At 59.7% G+C, this 15,047-nt stretch carries 14 protein-coding genes and 1 pseudogene; 8 read left to right on the forward strand and 7 right to left on the reverse strand.

The window, feature by feature from the left end; translation table 11 throughout:
• Positions 1 to 101: 101 nt before the first annotated feature.
• Positions 102 to 359 (reverse strand): hypothetical protein, encoded by a 258-nt coding sequence (locus tag ACQ5BM_RS08500; RefSeq protein WP_429810042.1) that lies wholly within the window; start codon positions 357 to 359, stop codon positions 102 to 104.
• Positions 360 to 533: 174 nt separating this feature from the next.
• On the opposite strand from ACQ5BM_RS08500, the gene ACQ5BM_RS08505 reads away from it, so the two are divergent.
• Positions 534 to 1,052 carry a sigma-70 family RNA polymerase sigma factor gene (locus ACQ5BM_RS08505; protein ID WP_429810043.1) on the forward strand — a complete coding sequence of 173 codons (519 nt, stop codon included), beginning with the start codon at positions 534 to 536 and terminating at the stop codon, positions 1,050 to 1,052.
• A 15-nt stretch (positions 1,053 to 1,067) separates the two neighbouring features.
• Here ACQ5BM_RS08505 and ACQ5BM_RS08510 read toward each other — a convergent pair whose 3' ends face one another.
• From ACQ5BM_RS08510 to ACQ5BM_RS08525, 4 genes and pseudogenes are all read right to left on the reverse strand, one after another.
• Complete coding sequence (locus ACQ5BM_RS08510) at positions 1,068 to 1,733, reverse strand: HD domain-containing protein (protein ID WP_429810045.1); 666 nt, start codon at positions 1,731 to 1,733, stop codon at positions 1,068 to 1,070.
• Positions 1,734 to 1,735: 2 nt separating this feature from the next.
• On the reverse strand, positions 1,736 to 2,167 hold the full coding sequence (locus ACQ5BM_RS08515) for a CBS domain-containing protein (RefSeq protein WP_429810047.1): 432 nt from the start codon (positions 2,165 to 2,167) through the stop codon (positions 1,736 to 1,738).
• Positions 2,168 to 2,301: 134 nt separating this feature from the next.
• Positions 2,302 to 2,410, reverse strand: a pseudogene (locus ACQ5BM_RS08520) (DUF2934 domain-containing protein); the annotation flags it as partial.
• A 390-nt stretch (positions 2,411 to 2,800) separates the two neighbouring features.
• On the reverse strand, positions 2,801 to 3,412 hold the full coding sequence (locus ACQ5BM_RS08525) for a response regulator (RefSeq protein WP_429810049.1): 612 nt from the start codon (positions 3,410 to 3,412) through the stop codon (positions 2,801 to 2,803).
• 181 nt (positions 3,413 to 3,593) lie between these two features.
• Between ACQ5BM_RS08525 and ACQ5BM_RS08530 the strand changes: the two genes are divergently transcribed.
• Positions 3,594 to 4,154, forward strand: a complete 561-nt coding sequence (locus tag ACQ5BM_RS08530; protein ID WP_429810050.1) for a hypothetical protein — start codon at positions 3,594 to 3,596, stop codon at positions 4,152 to 4,154.
• Positions 4,155 to 4,315: 161 nt separating this feature from the next.
• Here ACQ5BM_RS08530 and ACQ5BM_RS08535 read toward each other — a convergent pair whose 3' ends face one another.
• On the reverse strand, positions 4,316 to 4,759 hold the full coding sequence (locus tag ACQ5BM_RS08535) for a hypothetical protein (RefSeq protein ID WP_429810052.1): 444 nt from the start codon (positions 4,757 to 4,759) through the stop codon (positions 4,316 to 4,318).
• Between the two features lie 492 nt (positions 4,760 to 5,251).
• Between ACQ5BM_RS08535 and ACQ5BM_RS08540 the strand changes: the two genes are divergently transcribed.
• From ACQ5BM_RS08540 to ACQ5BM_RS08565, 6 genes are all read left to right on the forward strand, one after another.
• Positions 5,252 to 7,342: a GumC family protein gene (locus tag ACQ5BM_RS08540; protein WP_429810054.1), complete on the forward strand. Its 2,091-nt coding sequence runs from the start codon at positions 5,252 to 5,254 to the stop codon at positions 7,340 to 7,342.
• 161 nt (positions 7,343 to 7,503) lie between these two features.
• Positions 7,504 to 8,067 (forward strand): transcription termination/antitermination protein NusG, encoded by a 564-nt coding sequence (nusG, locus tag ACQ5BM_RS08545; RefSeq protein ID WP_429810055.1) that lies wholly within the window; start codon positions 7,504 to 7,506, stop codon positions 8,065 to 8,067.
• 311 nt (positions 8,068 to 8,378) lie between these two features.
• Entirely contained in the window at positions 8,379 to 9,980 is a 1,602-nt protein-coding gene (locus ACQ5BM_RS08550) for a hypothetical protein (RefSeq protein WP_429810057.1), read from the forward strand.
• Positions 9,981 to 10,160: 180 nt separating this feature from the next.
• Positions 10,161 to 11,354: a glycosyltransferase family 4 protein gene (locus ACQ5BM_RS08555; RefSeq protein WP_429810059.1), complete on the forward strand. Its 1,194-nt coding sequence runs from the start codon at positions 10,161 to 10,163 to the stop codon at positions 11,352 to 11,354.
• Positions 11,355 to 11,607: 253 nt separating this feature from the next.
• Positions 11,608 to 12,888 carry an exopolysaccharide biosynthesis polyprenyl glycosylphosphotransferase gene (locus tag ACQ5BM_RS08560; protein ID WP_429810061.1) on the forward strand — a complete coding sequence of 427 codons (1,281 nt, stop codon included), beginning with the start codon at positions 11,608 to 11,610 and terminating at the stop codon, positions 12,886 to 12,888.
• 48 nt (positions 12,889 to 12,936) lie between these two features.
• Entirely contained in the window at positions 12,937 to 14,286 is a 1,350-nt protein-coding gene (locus ACQ5BM_RS08565) for a polysaccharide biosynthesis/export family protein (RefSeq protein ID WP_429810063.1), read from the forward strand.
• On the opposite strand, the gene ACQ5BM_RS08570 is transcribed toward ACQ5BM_RS08565, so the two are convergent.
• A complete protein-coding gene (locus tag ACQ5BM_RS08570; RefSeq protein ID WP_429810065.1) occupies positions 14,226 to 14,564 on the reverse strand; it encodes a hypothetical protein in 339 nt (112 codons plus the stop codon). The two genes, ACQ5BM_RS08565 and ACQ5BM_RS08570, sit on opposite strands and share 61 nt — an antisense overlap.
• Between the last annotated feature and the right edge of the window lie 483 nt (positions 14,565 to 15,047).

Below are 15,047 nucleotides of genomic sequence, written 5' to 3' on the forward strand. Positions count from 1 at the left end.
GCCCTTAGCGTCCGTTGCGTGTTCATCGGAGCGCCTAAGGGACGCCCTATCCAAACCGCCAACATGTCGGTCCGCGCCTCCAAGAAGAGGTGACGGCGCCACTATTTCGTTTCCGCATCATCCGCGGCGCGGACTTCAGCGCGGCTGACGATGTCCATCAGTTCTTCGCTGAGGGCGTTCTGATAGGCAAAGTCCGGGCTTGGAACGATCCCCGGGTCCTCCTCGTGATCCTGGACGACGAGATCGTCGCGCAGATGGGCCATGAGCCTTTCCCAGCATGCGTCATCGCGCGCAGCAACCGCCAGGAGCGCGGTCAGGATTTTTCGGTGAGCCATAAGCTTCAGCTCGATCTTTTTCATTTTGTGCCTCGTCTTGGCCGACAAGCTCGGCTGGAGTTCTTCCAACGGCATCTCCAACAGAAAGGAAGCGGCGTTGGTTCCATCATGCTGCCGGGAGCGCCGCGGCTCGGAACATAAAGGCCGACCGCGCATTGTCTAAAGAGCAACTCAGCTACCTCGAAAGGCAGTATCCCCATGCCTTCCACCCCTGAGAAGGAAGACCAAACGCAGCCGCTGGAGACCCAGGTCGTTGACCTCATTCCGGCGTTACGGGCGTTTGCACGCACCTTCGTCACCTCCAACTTCGAGGCGGACGATCTCCTGCAAGAAACCCTTTTTCGCGCATTGCGCGGTATCGATGGCTTCGAACCCGGCACAAATCTGAAGTCGTGGCTCTTCACCATCATGCACAATGCCTTCCGCACGCAGTACAAATTGCGTCGGCGCGAAGCGCCCGGCGCCGTCAACTGCGCCGAATTGCCGATACCAATGGCCCCACCACAAGAATGGTGTGTGCTGAACTGCGAATTGCGCTCGGCGCTGGAAACGCTCGCCCCCGTCCATCGGGAGGTCCTTGTGCTCGTCGCCGGCTATGGCCTTAGCTACAAAGAGGCAGCCGAAATCTGCGACTGTGCCGTTGGAACAATCAAGAGCAGATTGAGCCGAGCTCGCGATGAACTCGCCTATCGCATGAGCGGTGTGCCGGTTCAATGAGCCGGCCCTTCCCGATCACTGCATGAAAATCAGGTAGAGCGCGCCGACGAGGGCCAAGCCGAACAGAACGACGAAAGATCGGCTCGCGACGCGATCGGTATTCTGCCTGCGAAGCGCCCGGCGGGCAGCATCGACGCGGTCAAGCCGCGTCCCGCTCGTCAGATTTGAATTCAGGCCTTCAGCCGTTTCGTCCCGCTCTGCGAGCGTGTCCTGGCTGATGATTTCATCAAGCAGGTGCAGCCGGCGTCCGTATTCGGCGCCGTTTTTTCCGAGGCGTTGGAGCTGGGCAAGATTGTCGCCGAGATCCGCCCGCTTCACCTCCAGGCTAAGCGGGTTGGCGGCGGCGCGGATCGTCAACGCATCCTTCGTTTCACCCGGTCGCCGCGTCAGAGATTCGACAGCGGTAACGACCTCCGGTGAAAAGCCGGAATCCAGCAGCCTTTCAGCCGTCCATCCCGGCGATTTTTCAAGCACATCATGGAGGAAGGCAACCGTCTTGGCCTTGTCGCCCTGAACGGCGTCGGCAACGCGCTGACAATGCCGTATGTAGGGTTCGCCTGCCTTGTCACGCTGGCCGGCGTGGGCGTGAACGGCGACTTCTCGCGCCCAGGCACGCTCCTCGGGCGCCGATAGCAGGACTGGAGAGCGCCAGAGCGAGCGCCGGTCGCGGGTGTCAGCCATTGCTACGGCCTTTGGTTGTGGGCGCCGCCCGGAGCGGTCACGCCTTTGAGGCCAACGCCCGCCAAACCGGGATCTCGACGCGCCGCATCTGCCAGCGAAACGATGCCGACAAGCCGCTTGTTACGATCAACGACGGGCAAGCGGCGTACCTGCTCATCGCCCATGTTGCGCGCCACGTCGGACACGTCTTCGTCGTCGAAGCAGTATTTGACGTCGGCGGTCATGATGTCGCCAACACGGGTCTTGTCGTCGCGACCGTCGGCGACACAGCGTACGACGATATCGCGGTCCGTAATCATGCCGACCAGGCGATCATTATCGCCGACCGGCAGAAAGCCGATATCGTTTTCGGCCATTTCCCGCGCAACCGTTGAGATCGTATCGTCCGGGCTGGCAACGTGGACGTCCCTCGTCATGATTTCGGAAATTCGCATGACTGCTCTCCTTTCCGTTCAGGATTCATCGGGTCCGCGGCCGGCCTTTCCGTGCGGAGCCGTCGACGGCGCAACCACGGTTCCGGTATCGTCGTCGGCGTCGTCCGTGGGATGGAGGCGCTCACGTTCAGCCAGTTCGCGGCTGGCTTGTTCCCAATGGCGCTGGTCGGCACCTTCGGGCCGTCCCTCACTTTCCCATATCGCATATGCGCGCCGGCGAATGCGTTCCTCCCTATCGTCCATGACACTGACCCTCGTTTAGTGTTGCGCCTTGCAAACTCTAAAATCGTGGATTTGTTCCGGATCGGATTGGGGGGCGCACAAGCGCCGCTACAAGGGTTCCGACCGGATCGAACGCGCCGCACGCTGCAATCCTCGAAACTTCTCGGAACTATGCGGGTAAACGCCGGTTCTGCTTGGAAAATGAGGAAAAGGAAATGAGCCCGACCCCACGTAGACCCGGCGAGCAACAGCCACCAACACCGAGGCCGAACCGGACACCACGGCCGGTCGAAGAACCAGAACCCGAGGATCTGCCGGATGAGAAGCGGACGCCGAACCCGGACGAAGTCCGTGAACCGCCCATGCACGCCGAACTTCGCCTCTCGTCCATGTAGCCGCGAAGAGCTGCCTTCAGTTTGGCCCGTACGGGCTTTCGCCATGAATGATCATCATCAACTCGTGCAGCCATGCATCGAGCGGCTGTGTTCTCTGCCTCGTGGCGGCCAAGGCAATCGCGCGTTCGAGCGTACGCTCGACGAGGAAGTCCGCAGCCTTGACGCTCGACAGCAGCGCCCTGGCTCTGAGGCGCAGGCCGGGAATGAGATCCGTAACGGGTTGATCGGGCAGGCCTCCATAGATCGGGGCAAGCGATGATATATTCAGCAGATACTGTTCGAAAACGGCGCTCACCAGGTCTGACGAACCAGTGCATTTGCTAAGGCGCGCGGCCGAACTGAACCTTTCCGGAACACTCAAATCGTCGCAGCCGCTGAAAAAGATCAATGGCACCGATCGGCGCGCGAGCTCGTCCGCGACGGGAAAAACCAACTCCCCATTCAGGTTGATGTCGAGGACAGCAACCTGAATATCATCAGCCTTCGAAAGGCGCTTCAAGGTTTCTTGCACCGTTGGGGTGGGGCCAATGATGGTCGCGCCGGCCCGTTCGAGCCATAGGGCGATGTCATTGGCGACGTAGAACTCATCCTCCGCCACGAGCACCCGCAAATGCTGCAGTTCCGGCATCATATTCCGTCCTCGATCCTTCTGCGCATCTCAGTTCTTCCGGCGCTGCGCGCGGTTGCTCGCCGTTGTGGCTCGCCGGGAATCGAGAGCCCTTTGCAGCCTGTTGGCGAGTATGAGCAACCGATCCGGGACATCATCGATCGGCGCCGCATTCGGCTCGACCGCACGGGGTACCGCATTGTTGATCAGCAAGGTCTCGTTTTCATCAACCGTCTTCTTGCTCGAAGCCATCGCTTCTATCCTAGTCGTCCTTTACAGTGCTCTTCCGGGCATGTTCGCCGCCAATGGCAACGAAGTCAGGATACGCCCTGTGGGAGGGGAAGCCAAGTTTTCCGGCTCCGTGGCGGAGATCGATTGCTTCGGAACGAACGACGGTGCTGTCGGTTTGGTCTCCATGATGTTCCCGAACCAGATCAGCAACGCTCGCATCTCCAGTCGAGTGAGATCAGTCGCCATCTCGGCGAGAACCGCCCTGTTGACTGTGCTCGCCATTATACTGACTGCCCATCCGACATTCCCCCAGACCGGCGATAAAGCTCCATCCGCCGATTGCCAAACGGGCCCCGCAACGCCTGAGAACGAGCAGTCAGAGGAATGGACGCAGAAGCTCGAGAGATGCGCCGGCGTTCTTCTGCCACCCAAGACAGGTGACCGTGAAATGGTGGAACCGGCTCCGCCCACCGGGAAAACACGCATTATCAAGCCCCACGAACTGCCGCCCGATGAAGGCATTGAGCAATGAGCCGCCGAAGCGCTGCGGCGCCGCGCGTCCTTCAAGACGCGAGAAGGTCGCCGTAGCAATTCTGAATTGCTGCTGTTTTGCCCTTCGGCCGGCTTGGATTAAAGGAAATATGCAGTTGGCTTTGCCTTCTGGCGCAGCGGTCGAATGGCTGACCTCGAGCCCTATCGACTAGCACTGGAAGTCGCGTGCTCTGCCGACGTTTTTGCGCTGAAGACTTGGCGCCGGCCTTCGGTGATCTCCAATTCCCGGATGGCCAACCTTGCCGCATCGAGTTTCGCTTCGGCCTGAATCAGCCTCTTGCGCATGGTGAGCACCGCAGCCGAAACCACGAGAATATCGGCGATCACGACAATGACCGCGCCGGCAACACCTTCAACGCCAAACAGGATCAATATGACAGCGCCGACAAATATCGCAACGGCGCCGCATCGCAGGTTGCGGCCGCCTCTCAGGAAAAGCACGGCGGGAAAGGTCGCCATCAAAACGGCTACGATCCCGGATTTGTCCGCAAGGCTCTGTGAAGCGAATTCGATGAGTGTATCCATGGCGACCCACGGCTCGCTGAGACAGTTCAAGTTGAGCGTCTGATCAACCGGGCGTTCCATCCGAACGCGCCGGTGTTCCGGTTCATCAAAGTGTCGTCGAAAATGGCTAGGGTGCCAACTCGGCGGCCTTTTCGGCGGCCCCGGTCTGCTCCGGCTCGACGATTACCATCTTGAGACGCAATTCGTCAGCAGTCTCATTCGCGTATCTCCCCGTTGACCCTACCACAATAGTGGTACGCGCCATTCGCCTTTTGGCGATACAATTGGCCAAAGGTACTCGTCTCCTCATCCCTTGCTTCAGCTTACTACGCACTAGTGCTGATGGCACTGATATCAGCGAACCTGATATATTTTTCGGTGGCCGGCAGTTTGATCGGTCGACGGCGGAGCAGGATGACTTGGGCGTACGGCGAACCGGTGTGCGAATGCCGGGACTGCTGCGCGTGAGTGCGACTAACCATTAGCTCCTCAAACGTTTGTTTACTGCAGGCCCCTCCGCTGGTGCAGCACCGGCGAAACATAATCATTGTGGATATTTGAAGGGATTTGACAATGCAGAGCTCGACCGACCGCGTGATCGTGACACCGGAACCGGCGCTGCTCGACGTAAGGGAGATTATCGATTTTCTTCGCCGGCGTTGGAAATTCATATCGTGCACCGCGGTCTTAACGCTCGGAGCTTTCGTTGGAATCTCGCTCGTCGTCACTCCGTCCTATACAGCCATTTCCAGGATACTGCTCGACGCTCCGAAGGATTATATCCTCTCTCAGGACGCTGGGCCTGAACTGCGCGACAACTCCACATTCATCGAAAGCGAGATCGCCATCCTGACGTCCGCCTCGCTGCTTCAGAAGGTTGTCGAAAGCGAAAGGTTGGCGTCAGACCCTGCGCTTGAGGCCGGGGCCTTGACCTGGCTCGAGAGCGCGCTCGAGGTTTCGCGCGTCGGACTGGCCGATGTCATCGAGCTCAACGTAACCTCACATGATCCCGAACAGGCGGCGCGCCTCGCCAATGCGCTTGCCCAAGTCTACGTCCAAGACCGCATCGAATCCCGTTACGAAGGGGCCAAGAAGGCTTCCACCTGGTTGAGCGAACGCGCCGGAATTCTGCGCGAAGAACTGAGCCGCTCGGAAAACGCCGTCCAAAAATTCCGCACCGAGCATAATCTTTTGGCGACCCAGTCCGGAAGCCTGACCGGGCAGCAATTATCCGAGTTGAACATAGCCCTCATCAACGCCCGTGCTGAACTGGCAACAAAACGCTCGAAGTTCGAGCAGGCGGAGAAGGTCGTTAGTTCCGGAGGCGATGCCCAGACCCTGCCCGACGTGCTGCAATCCGATGTCGTCAGCGCGCTTCGCACCCAGGCCGGCGTCGTGACGCGCAAGGAAGCAGATCTGCGGCTACGTTACGGCGAGCAGCATCCTGAGGTGATGACGGTCCAGGCGGAGCACCGCGACATCGAGCAGCAGATCGCCGCCGAGATACAGCGGCTCGTCGGCAACCTCAGAAACGAGGTGGAAGCTGCAGAAGCGCGCGAAGCTGCGCTGTCTCGGGCGCTGGCGTCGGTATCCGGCCAGTCGGCGGTTGAGGATCAGGTCGGCGTACAGTTGCGCGATCTGGAGCGGATTGCAGCTGCGAACAAGGAACTGTTCCAGACATTCCTGTCGCGCGCCAAGATCGCCGAGGAGAAATCGACATTGCTGAGCAGCGGCGTGCGCGTCATTACACGCGCCGGCGTCCCGCTCGCGCCAAGCTTCCCGAACAGGCCGCTTTTTGCGGCCGTGGGCCTGGTGGTCGGTGCTGCCTTGGGCGGAGCCGGCGCGCTTGTCCGCGAGCTGTTTTCATCCGGCTTCATGGCAAGGCGCCAGGTCGAAGAAGCACTGGCCGTTCCAGTTCTCGCCTCCCTGCCGCGGATGACGGAATGGTCGCGGACAAAATCGCGCGTGCAGCCGGTGGCGTACCTGGAGCACCGTCCCTTGTCGCGCTACAGCGAGGCCGTTAGAAGATTGCGCCTGGGTCTCGGCGACATACCCGACACGGATAATGCGCCATCAATCACCCTCGTCACCTCGGCGATGCCGGGCGAAGGCAAGACGACGCTTGCACTCAGCCTTGCTTGCTCTGCCGCCGCAGACGGGGAGCGCGCGCTGATAATAGATGCCGATCTCAGGGTTTCGGCCACCACCGCCTTCTTTGGCATGACGGAGAATGTCGGCCTGGTCGACCTTCTGACGCTCCCGATCGATCCCGCCAAGGCAATCCACCTGGACGAGCGCTCGGGCATTCACGTTCTGCCGGCCGGCGCCAAGACCCTGAACCCTCCCGCTCTCCTTGCCTCGGCACGGATGCGGTCGCTCATCAACGAGTTCCGGGCAACCTATGACACCGTGATCATCGATGCGCCGCCGGTCGGCCCGGTGGCAGATGCCTCCATTCTTGCCGGACATGCCGACAAGGTGGTGTTCGTCGTGAAGTGGCGAGACACGTCCCGCGAAGCGGTGGCTGAGGGCATTCGATACCTCGGCGACAAATCCAAGATCGCCGGGATTGCCCTGACGATGGTCGATGGGCCGAAGTTGCCCAAATATGGCCGCTACGCGTCTCTCGACGGCAATGGATATGACGGCCGCTACCTGAATTGATGAGCAAATCCACTCGACTCTCGAGGAAAAGAAGCAGTTCACCTTTAACAAGATAGTTAATACATCGCGAATATTTAATAACAATAAACAAGCACAAAGTAACAAACAGAAATATACTGAATAAAAATCGAACAATTAAAAAATAAGATGGAGGTGAAAAGATGCTGAGTGACAACTCACACGATGGTTCACGTTCGGTGCCACTGGACGATGCACGCGATGCTCAGCCCGAACGCTGGTACGTGGTGCAGACACATCAACATTGTGAGACCCTGGCTGAAAAGCATCTGACTTCACAAAACTTGCGGACCTATCTGCCGAAACGGCGCCGAACCGTTCGCCATGCGCGCAGCATAAAGACTGTGTGCGGTGCCTATTTTGATGGCTATCTTTTCGTATCACTGGATATTCAACGGCAGAGATGGTCGCCGATCAATTCGACCGTCGGCGTGCGCAAGCTCGTGATGAGCGACCGCAAGCCGATACCAGTCCCTTACGGAATCGTCGAAGCCTTGATCATGGCCACCGACGAAGCGGGATTCCTGCACCCCAAGGATATGTTCCAAGCGGGAAAAACAATCAAAGTAGAGAGCGGCCCATTTGCAGATCAACTCGGCGTCCTTGACTACGTCGGGCGCTCAGGAGCAGTCCGAGTCTTGATGGATATTATGAATAGGGCCGTTCCAATTTATATAGACAGAGACAAGTGTCTGGTGATAAATTAACATCTGCTTAATTAGTACTTTTGTTGAGTTTGTTGCTTTAATCCTAGGTTTTTTGCGCGAAAGATGAGCCAGATCGACTCACCCTCGCTGCGGCAGCCTGCGAAGAATCGGCCGAGCCTGCGCTGTGTCGAAAGATTGGCAACGGCACATCACTGGATTTCACGTATGACGCTCCCGACAGTCGATTGTGAAGAGCTCCGTCTGCCATGGACCGCGAGGACGGGCGGGTCCCAACATAGCCTCTTGGAGAGAATCACGGAGCACAAGAGCGGCCGTGAACTCTACTGGCAGCTCCCATGAAGTCGCGCCCCATGTCTACCTGGCAAGAAAGCGTCGTGACCAAGGAGTCGTCGACTTCGCAGGCGAGCGGTCACGATCAGGCAGCGACGTTACGGAGCGGCTCAACCAGATGCCTTCCCTCACCTCCAGTTCCACCGTTGGCGATCGCGGCTGAACTGTTTGCGGCGCTGGATGCCGCCGATATCCACTACGGCATTGTTCAGGATCCGGGAAGCCTGCCGCAAGCCCTCGCCGGCCGTGACGATATCGACATGCTGCTCGATAAGCAGGACTACACAGCCTTTTGCGAGATCATGGCTCGGCTCCACGGCCTTCGTAGCGTCAGCCTCTCCTGCTACGACAATGTGTGCGACGGTCGCGAAGATTGGTTCGTTCCTGATTTTTCACGCAGCGCCTATCTCCACATCGATCTTCATGTCGGCATCCGCGTCGGCTGGGAGTTCCGCAAGCGTTATCTGGCGTTCGACTATACGGCGATCGCGCAGTGGGAGCACCTGTCGGTCGACGGAGTAACCATCCCGGTCGCCTCTCTCGAGGACGAAATTCGGTTGACGCTTGGTCGTTTCGCCTTTCGTCTTTGGGGATGGCCGTGGACACGATGGGTGGTCTTGCCTGGGGACTGGGAGGACCACCTTGCGCAACTGCCCTTTCGATCCGGCGAAGCGGATGAACGTGTCATCGAATGCGCCAGTGGCGGCGGCACGATGAGTTGCAGGATCCGGCCGAACGAAGGCGGCATCGAGGTCTATCGCGCTGATCTCGCGCGGCTCAGGCACGCGATCCGTCACCGGTGCGGGTACTCCCGCAGCAGCGGTCTGACGGATGCGACGGTCCACTTCATCCGCAAGGCCTCCTATCTTTCGTTGAGGATCCTGGGGCGACTGTGGCCAGGCAGCGTTCCGGCAAAGAGGCGCGCCTCTACAGGCGGGCTCGTGGTCGCGCTCGTCGCGCCGGATGGCCTTGGCAAGAGCACGCAGACCGATCTGCTGACACGCATCTTCGCCTGGAAGCTCGGTTGCGCGCAGGTTTATGTCGGTACTGGAGAAGGCGATGGGTGGTGGTTCCGCAAGGGATTGCAAAATTTTCTTTCCCCACGCAGGCACCAACTCAAGGCGGTGATCCAGCGTGACCGCAAGGAACCGCGCGGCAGGGCGATGGGCAAGGTGCTCGCGGCCGGGCTGGCTTTATGGGCCGTGCTGATTGCGATCGAGAGATATGGGGTCGTCAAGCGTGCGCATCGGTGGGCGACACGCGGCCTGATCGTCGTGTGCGATCGGTGGCCGCAGACGCTTCGCAAGGGCTACCTGGACGGACCGATGATCCAATCCGACCTGCCTGCCGTTCCCGGCCTCGCGGCGCTCGCCCGCTTCGAAGAGCGGCTTTATCAGAAGATGAGCGAATGCAAGCCAGACCTTATCCTTCACCTCGTATCGGATTTCTCGGTCTCTGAGAGCAGAAAGCCGGGAGAGATCAGCAAGGAAGGGTTCGAGGCGCGGATGTCGTTGATGAGCGAGCTTCGAGCACTCGACAAAGACATCAGGGCCATCGACGCAAGCGGCAATACCGAGACCGTCACCCGGGTTCTTTTCAAGCAAATCTGGCTTTCCCTGTAAGAGGCGACGCCTACCCCCGATATCCCAGCAGGTCACACGCGCCACGTTCCAGCGCGGCCCTCTGCCTGTCACCTTGAACCGTCGCCGAAACGGAATGCGCGCCCCGAAACGCCGTCGTTTCGCAACCAAAGCCCCTCAACGAACTACCAACAGCCGTCAGCCTCGCGGAGATACACGCAGATGAAGATCGTTCATGTGTTGACTCGCCTGCATCGCGCGGGTTCGGAGGAAAATACGCTGGCCTGTTGCAACGCGCAGGTGAAGCACGGCCATGAGGTCCTGTTGGTTCACGGCAACGAATATGATGCCAGCCTGCAGGCTTCCGTCGCCAAGACCATGCGGGTCGTCGGCCTTGACGCGCTTGTCCATCCGATATCGCCCATCAACGATTTCGCGGCCCTGCGGCAACTCAGCCGCCTTCTCCTCGAATGGCGCCCCGACATCGTTCACACCCATCAAAGCAAGGCTGGCATCATCGGCCGGTTGGCGGCCAAGCAGGCCAATGTTCCGGGCATCATCCACGGCGTGCACATTCTACCTTTCGTGCACGTCGGCAATGCTCAGAAACTGACTTTCCTTGCAGCCGAACGACTGACCGCACGGTTCACACGCGCCTTCATCGACGTCAGCCAATCGATGCGCGATATCTGCGTTTCCCACCATATCGGCAGCCCCGCACAGCACTATGTCGTTCATTCGGGTTTCGACCTCACGCGCTTTTCCCACGCCGATTGGCCGAACGAGGCGCCGCGGCTTCTCGGCATTGCGCCTGGCGAGCCCAAGCCACCGGTCGTGTTGATGCTGGCGGCACTCGAACCCAGGAAGCGCCATATCGAACTCATCGAAGCTTTTCCCGAGGTCATCGAGCGCGTTCCGGACGCGCGGTTGATCCTCGCCGGCGAAGGACCGGCACGGCGGGATATCGAAGCCGCCATTGCCCGCTCCCCGGTGGGCGGCAGTATCCATCTGATCGGATATCATTCCGAGCCGGAACAGTTGATCAGCCTGGCCGATGTCTGCGTGCTGACGTCGATGCGAGAAGGACTGCCGCGCGTGGTCATGCAGTACCTGGCCGGCGGCAGGCCCTGTGTCGTGTCGGAGTTGCCCGGGCTGGAGGAAGTCGTCAGGCATGGCGTCAACGGCATCGTCACCCCCACCGGTGACGTGAACGCTGCGGCGACGGCCATTGCCGATCTCCTCGAAAACAAGGCGCTTCGCGCCCATTTGGCCGAAGGCGCAAGACGCACCGACCTCACATCCTGGGGACTCGATGCGATGTGCGACAGCGTCGAGACGGTCTACCATTCCGTACTCGGGGCGCTACCACAAAACAACCTTGCAGGCGCGCGGGCTTATCAGTCGCAACTGCAATAGCAATCGCAGTGCCTGCAGACTTCCACACTTCGATCAGGGCCAGGCTCCCGCTGCCAAGGCAGGGGCGCCCGTCCTCCTCTTTCAAAGGCAATAGGTCCGTCCCGTTTCTCCTGGGAGATATATCGTGACTCAAATACCGGCCGAATCTTCACGTCCCTGGCACAAGGCGATTCCGCTCCCGATTGAGCAGATCAAGAATCGATTTGTGCTGCGCTGCCTGTTCTGCTCTCTGGCTATGCTCGGTGACCTATGCGTGATCCTTGCAGCAGCTGTCACGACCAACCTGGTCAGCCTGCACATGACCGGTCATGGGCACGGGCCAAAGCTCGCCTATGTCGTCTTGCCCACCTACCTGGTCGCCGCCTGGAACCTGGGCGCCTACCACTTGCCGACGCTGCGTTCGCGCTTGGCGTCTGTCAGAAGTTGCCTTGCCTCCCTGGCGACCGCGGCGAGCTTCTCGCTCCTCGCCGCGCTCGCCTTCAGCGTCATCGGCAGCTTCTCATCGCGACAAACGGCCTTCTTCCTTGGGCTCACCGCCGTCGGCCTGACCGTCTTCCATTGGAGCGTAGCGGCGGGATTGCGTCGCCGGGAGCATCAAACGGAGACGAAGGTCATTCTGCTGGGCGACGACAGCGTCCGTTCAAATCGCCAGCGCAACGTCGCAACGACGATTAATGTGAGAGCACGCGACTGGCGTCCGGTGGAGATGGATCCGAACTTCCTCAATGATCTGTCGTTGGCGGTAGCGGACGCAGACCGGATCGTGTTGTCGTTCAGAGCCTTCAAGGAACAACAGAAATGGGCAAAGCTGCTCGGCGAACTCGGCTTCGAGACCGAGCTGCTCGAACCGGGCCTTGCTGGCCTGAAACCGTTGGCGCTCCGCTATCTCGATTCCACGCCGACGCTCGTTGTCTCGACGGGACCGCTGACATTGCACAAGCGCGCGCTCAAACGCGGCTTCGACCTGATGCTGGTGCTGCTCGCAGCGCCCATAATCGTGCCTCTGATCGCCGTGCTCTCGGTTCTCGTTCGCGCGGATTCGCCCGGGCCGGCGTTCTTTGTGCAGAAACGGATCGGCACCAACAACAGATATTTCAACTGCATCAAGTTCAGGACCATGCGCGTCGACCTGACCGACGCGGCCGGCAATCACCTTACCGAACGCAACGACCCTCGGATAACACGGCTCGGGCATTTCCTGCGCCATACCAGCCTCGATGAACTGCCCCAACTTTGGAACGTCTTCATGGGGCAAATGAGCCTCGTCGGTCCTCGGCCACACGCGCTGGGCGCATCGGCAGAAGGTGCGCTTTACTGGGAAGTGGTCCCGGACTATTGGCATCGTCATTCGATGAAGCCTGGCCTGACGGGCCTTGCGCAAATCCGCGGTTATCGAGGTCCGACGGAGAAGAAATGCGACATCGAAAGCCGCGTCGCCGCCGATATTGAATACATCCATACGTGGTCGCTCTGGCTGGATGTGAAGATCCTTTTCAGGACCTTGCGGGTCCTTGTGCACAGCAATGCATTCTGAAGTGTCTTGAGTATCGTCACGTCCCCAACGTTGACGAAGGAGAAGGCTATGAAACCGTATGTCGAAAGCTATGGCTCTTCACGGTACGCAGGCGCACGCCGACGCCCTGGAGACTTTCACGGCCCCACGCGCGCGGTCGATTGCGGCCGACTGCTCTTGCGAATTCTCGCGGTGCTGGCTGCCTTGCTGACCGCCAATCTCGCCCGTGCCGAGGGATATGTGCTCGACACTGGCGATGTCGTGCGCGTCCTGGTCTTCGGCGAGGCGGCCTATCCTTTGGAGGTCGCGGTCGACGACCGCGGCTCGATCGCGCTTCCGCTTCTCGGTGACGTTCGCGCCCGTGGCCTGACGACAGCCGCCCTGTCCCAGAACATCCGCAATGCCTACCAGCAACGGAAATTGATCCTCGACCCCTATGTCAAAGTCGAGATCGGACAATACCGTCCGTTCTTCATTTCCGGCGCCGTCGCGCACCCCGGCTCCTATCCGTTCCAGCCAGGAATAACCGTCCGGCACGCATTGGCGCTTGCCGGCGGCTTCCGTCCAACGACAGCCGGAGAATCCGTGCCGGCATTACAGATCGCGGACCTGCGTAGCGAGCGGGCAAATTTGATGATCGAAGAATATCGGCTGAAGGTTCGCCTTGCCCGGCTCAACGCCGAGAGCAAACTGGCCGACAGTTTTGTTATCCCGACTGATCCGCCGGCCGAACTTGGCCAGGGCCTGATTGACGAGATCATTGGAACCGAAAGGGCGCAGTTGAAGGCTCGGCTGGGCGCATTCCGGGACGACGTATCTTACCTTGAAGCCTCGCTTGCGCGCCTGAAGAAGGAAGCCGAGACGCTGGCCGGTGCCAAGGACGAACGTCAGCAGACGTTGAAGAGCCAGCTCGAAGAGTTGGAAGCTGTGCGGACCCTGCGCCAGAAAGGTTTGATTACCAATACGAACGTGATGGCGCTGGAGCGTGCCCAGAACAACTATCGCCTCGACCTCGCCCAGTTCGAAATGCAGCAGACGCGGCTGCAGCAGGATCTGCTCAACATGGAGAGCGAGCTGCGCAAGAAGCATCAGGACCACGAATTCCAGTTGATTTCGGACACGCAGGAAACACAGGTTCAACTGGCGAAGCTTGCAAGCCAGCTCAGATACCTGTCGGACAAACTGCTTTTCGTCTTCGAATATGGCGAGCATCGGACAATCGAAGAACTGCAGGGATCGGTAAGAATCCTGATTTTCCGGCGCGGCCAGAAGACGGGCCAGGAAGTCACCGCCAACGAGGACACCGACGTCAATGCAGGCGATGTCATCGAAGTCTCGGTCGTAGCGAGCAAGGGCTTCTATTCGTCGGGAGATTCGCGTCCGGACCCGGCAGTGGACATGGAAAAGAAAGCGTTCTGACGGGGAGGCGAGCCGCCATCGACCATGTCGCGGGACGATTCCTGCGCCTTGCGACGCGCCCGCAGCACCAGCAAGCCGGTCACGGACCCCAACTGAACCGTCATCACGGCGAGCAGGCTCAGTAAGATCACGGCGAATACACCATCGATGCCATGCTGAAGCACCAGATAAACGGGCGTGATCAACAATACGACAATGGACGACAGGAAAATCCAGACGACCCGCCCGAAGCATCCTCCGAGAAAACCGATCGTCAGAAGGGTCGCGAACTCAAACACCTGATACCCCTCTCGTGCTGCGCTCTTCGTCAGAGCGACAGTTGGAGTCACGCGTAAATATCGCAGTAACCATCGGCGAAAACAATGACAGTCGTGCAACAGTCTTACAAGTTTCGGATGGCCAGGCGTTGCTTTGCGGCCACTTCGAAGACCAGGATGCACTGAGTATGGTATTCAGCGGCCACAGTATTACCGGCATTCTGACCTTCCTTTCCGGTGCAGCCTTCATGCTTGCGGCAAATCATAGGCATGCCGCGCCGCGCCACAAGGCTCAGCCGGCGAAACATGGGCAGCTCTTGCGTGGGCCGCGGCACAGGTCACGCCGTCGCCGCAGCGCGGTCACGCCATGGCAGGTGGCCGGGGCAATCCTCTTCTTGCTCCCCCTTCTCCGACTTGCATTCGAGTTCCTGCCCGCCAACAGCGCGTGGATGACTGCGCGATCCGCCTTCGCCGTCGCCCCATGGCCGGCCTGGATGGAGAGCC

The sequence above is a fragment of the Ensifer sp. B1-9 genome, from assembly GCF_050474445.1.
Taxonomy (GTDB): Bacteria; Pseudomonadota; Alphaproteobacteria; order Rhizobiales; family Rhizobiaceae; genus Ensifer.

Coding starts and splice junctions, on each gene's coding strand:
- ACQ5BM_RS08500 (WP_429810042.1), bottom strand. CDS start 359: ATGAAAAAGATCGAGCTGAAGCTTATGGCTCACCGAAAAATCCTGACC.
- ACQ5BM_RS08505 (WP_429810043.1), top strand. CDS start 534: ATGCCTTCCACCCCTGAGAAGGAAGACCAAACGCAGCCGCTGGAGACC.
- ACQ5BM_RS08510 (WP_429810045.1), bottom strand. CDS start 1,733: ATGGCTGACACCCGCGACCGGCGCTCGCTCTGGCGCTCTCCAGTCCTG.
- ACQ5BM_RS08515 (WP_429810047.1), bottom strand. CDS start 2,167: ATGCGAATTTCCGAAATCATGACGAGGGACGTCCACGTTGCCAGCCCG.
- ACQ5BM_RS08525 (WP_429810049.1), bottom strand. CDS start 3,412: ATGCCGGAACTGCAGCATTTGCGGGTGCTCGTGGCGGAGGATGAGTTC.
- ACQ5BM_RS08535 (WP_429810052.1), bottom strand. CDS start 4,759: ATGGAACGCCCGGTTGATCAGACGCTCAACTTGAACTGTCTCAGCGAG.
- ACQ5BM_RS08540 (WP_429810054.1), top strand. CDS start 5,252: ATGCAGAGCTCGACCGACCGCGTGATCGTGACACCGGAACCGGCGCTG.
- nusG (WP_429810055.1), top strand. CDS start 7,504: ATGCTGAGTGACAACTCACACGATGGTTCACGTTCGGTGCCACTGGAC.
- ACQ5BM_RS08550 (WP_429810057.1), top strand. CDS start 8,379: ATGTCTACCTGGCAAGAAAGCGTCGTGACCAAGGAGTCGTCGACTTCG.
- ACQ5BM_RS08555 (WP_429810059.1), top strand. CDS start 10,161: ATGAAGATCGTTCATGTGTTGACTCGCCTGCATCGCGCGGGTTCGGAG.
- ACQ5BM_RS08565 (WP_429810063.1), top strand. CDS start 12,937: ATGAAACCGTATGTCGAAAGCTATGGCTCTTCACGGTACGCAGGCGCA.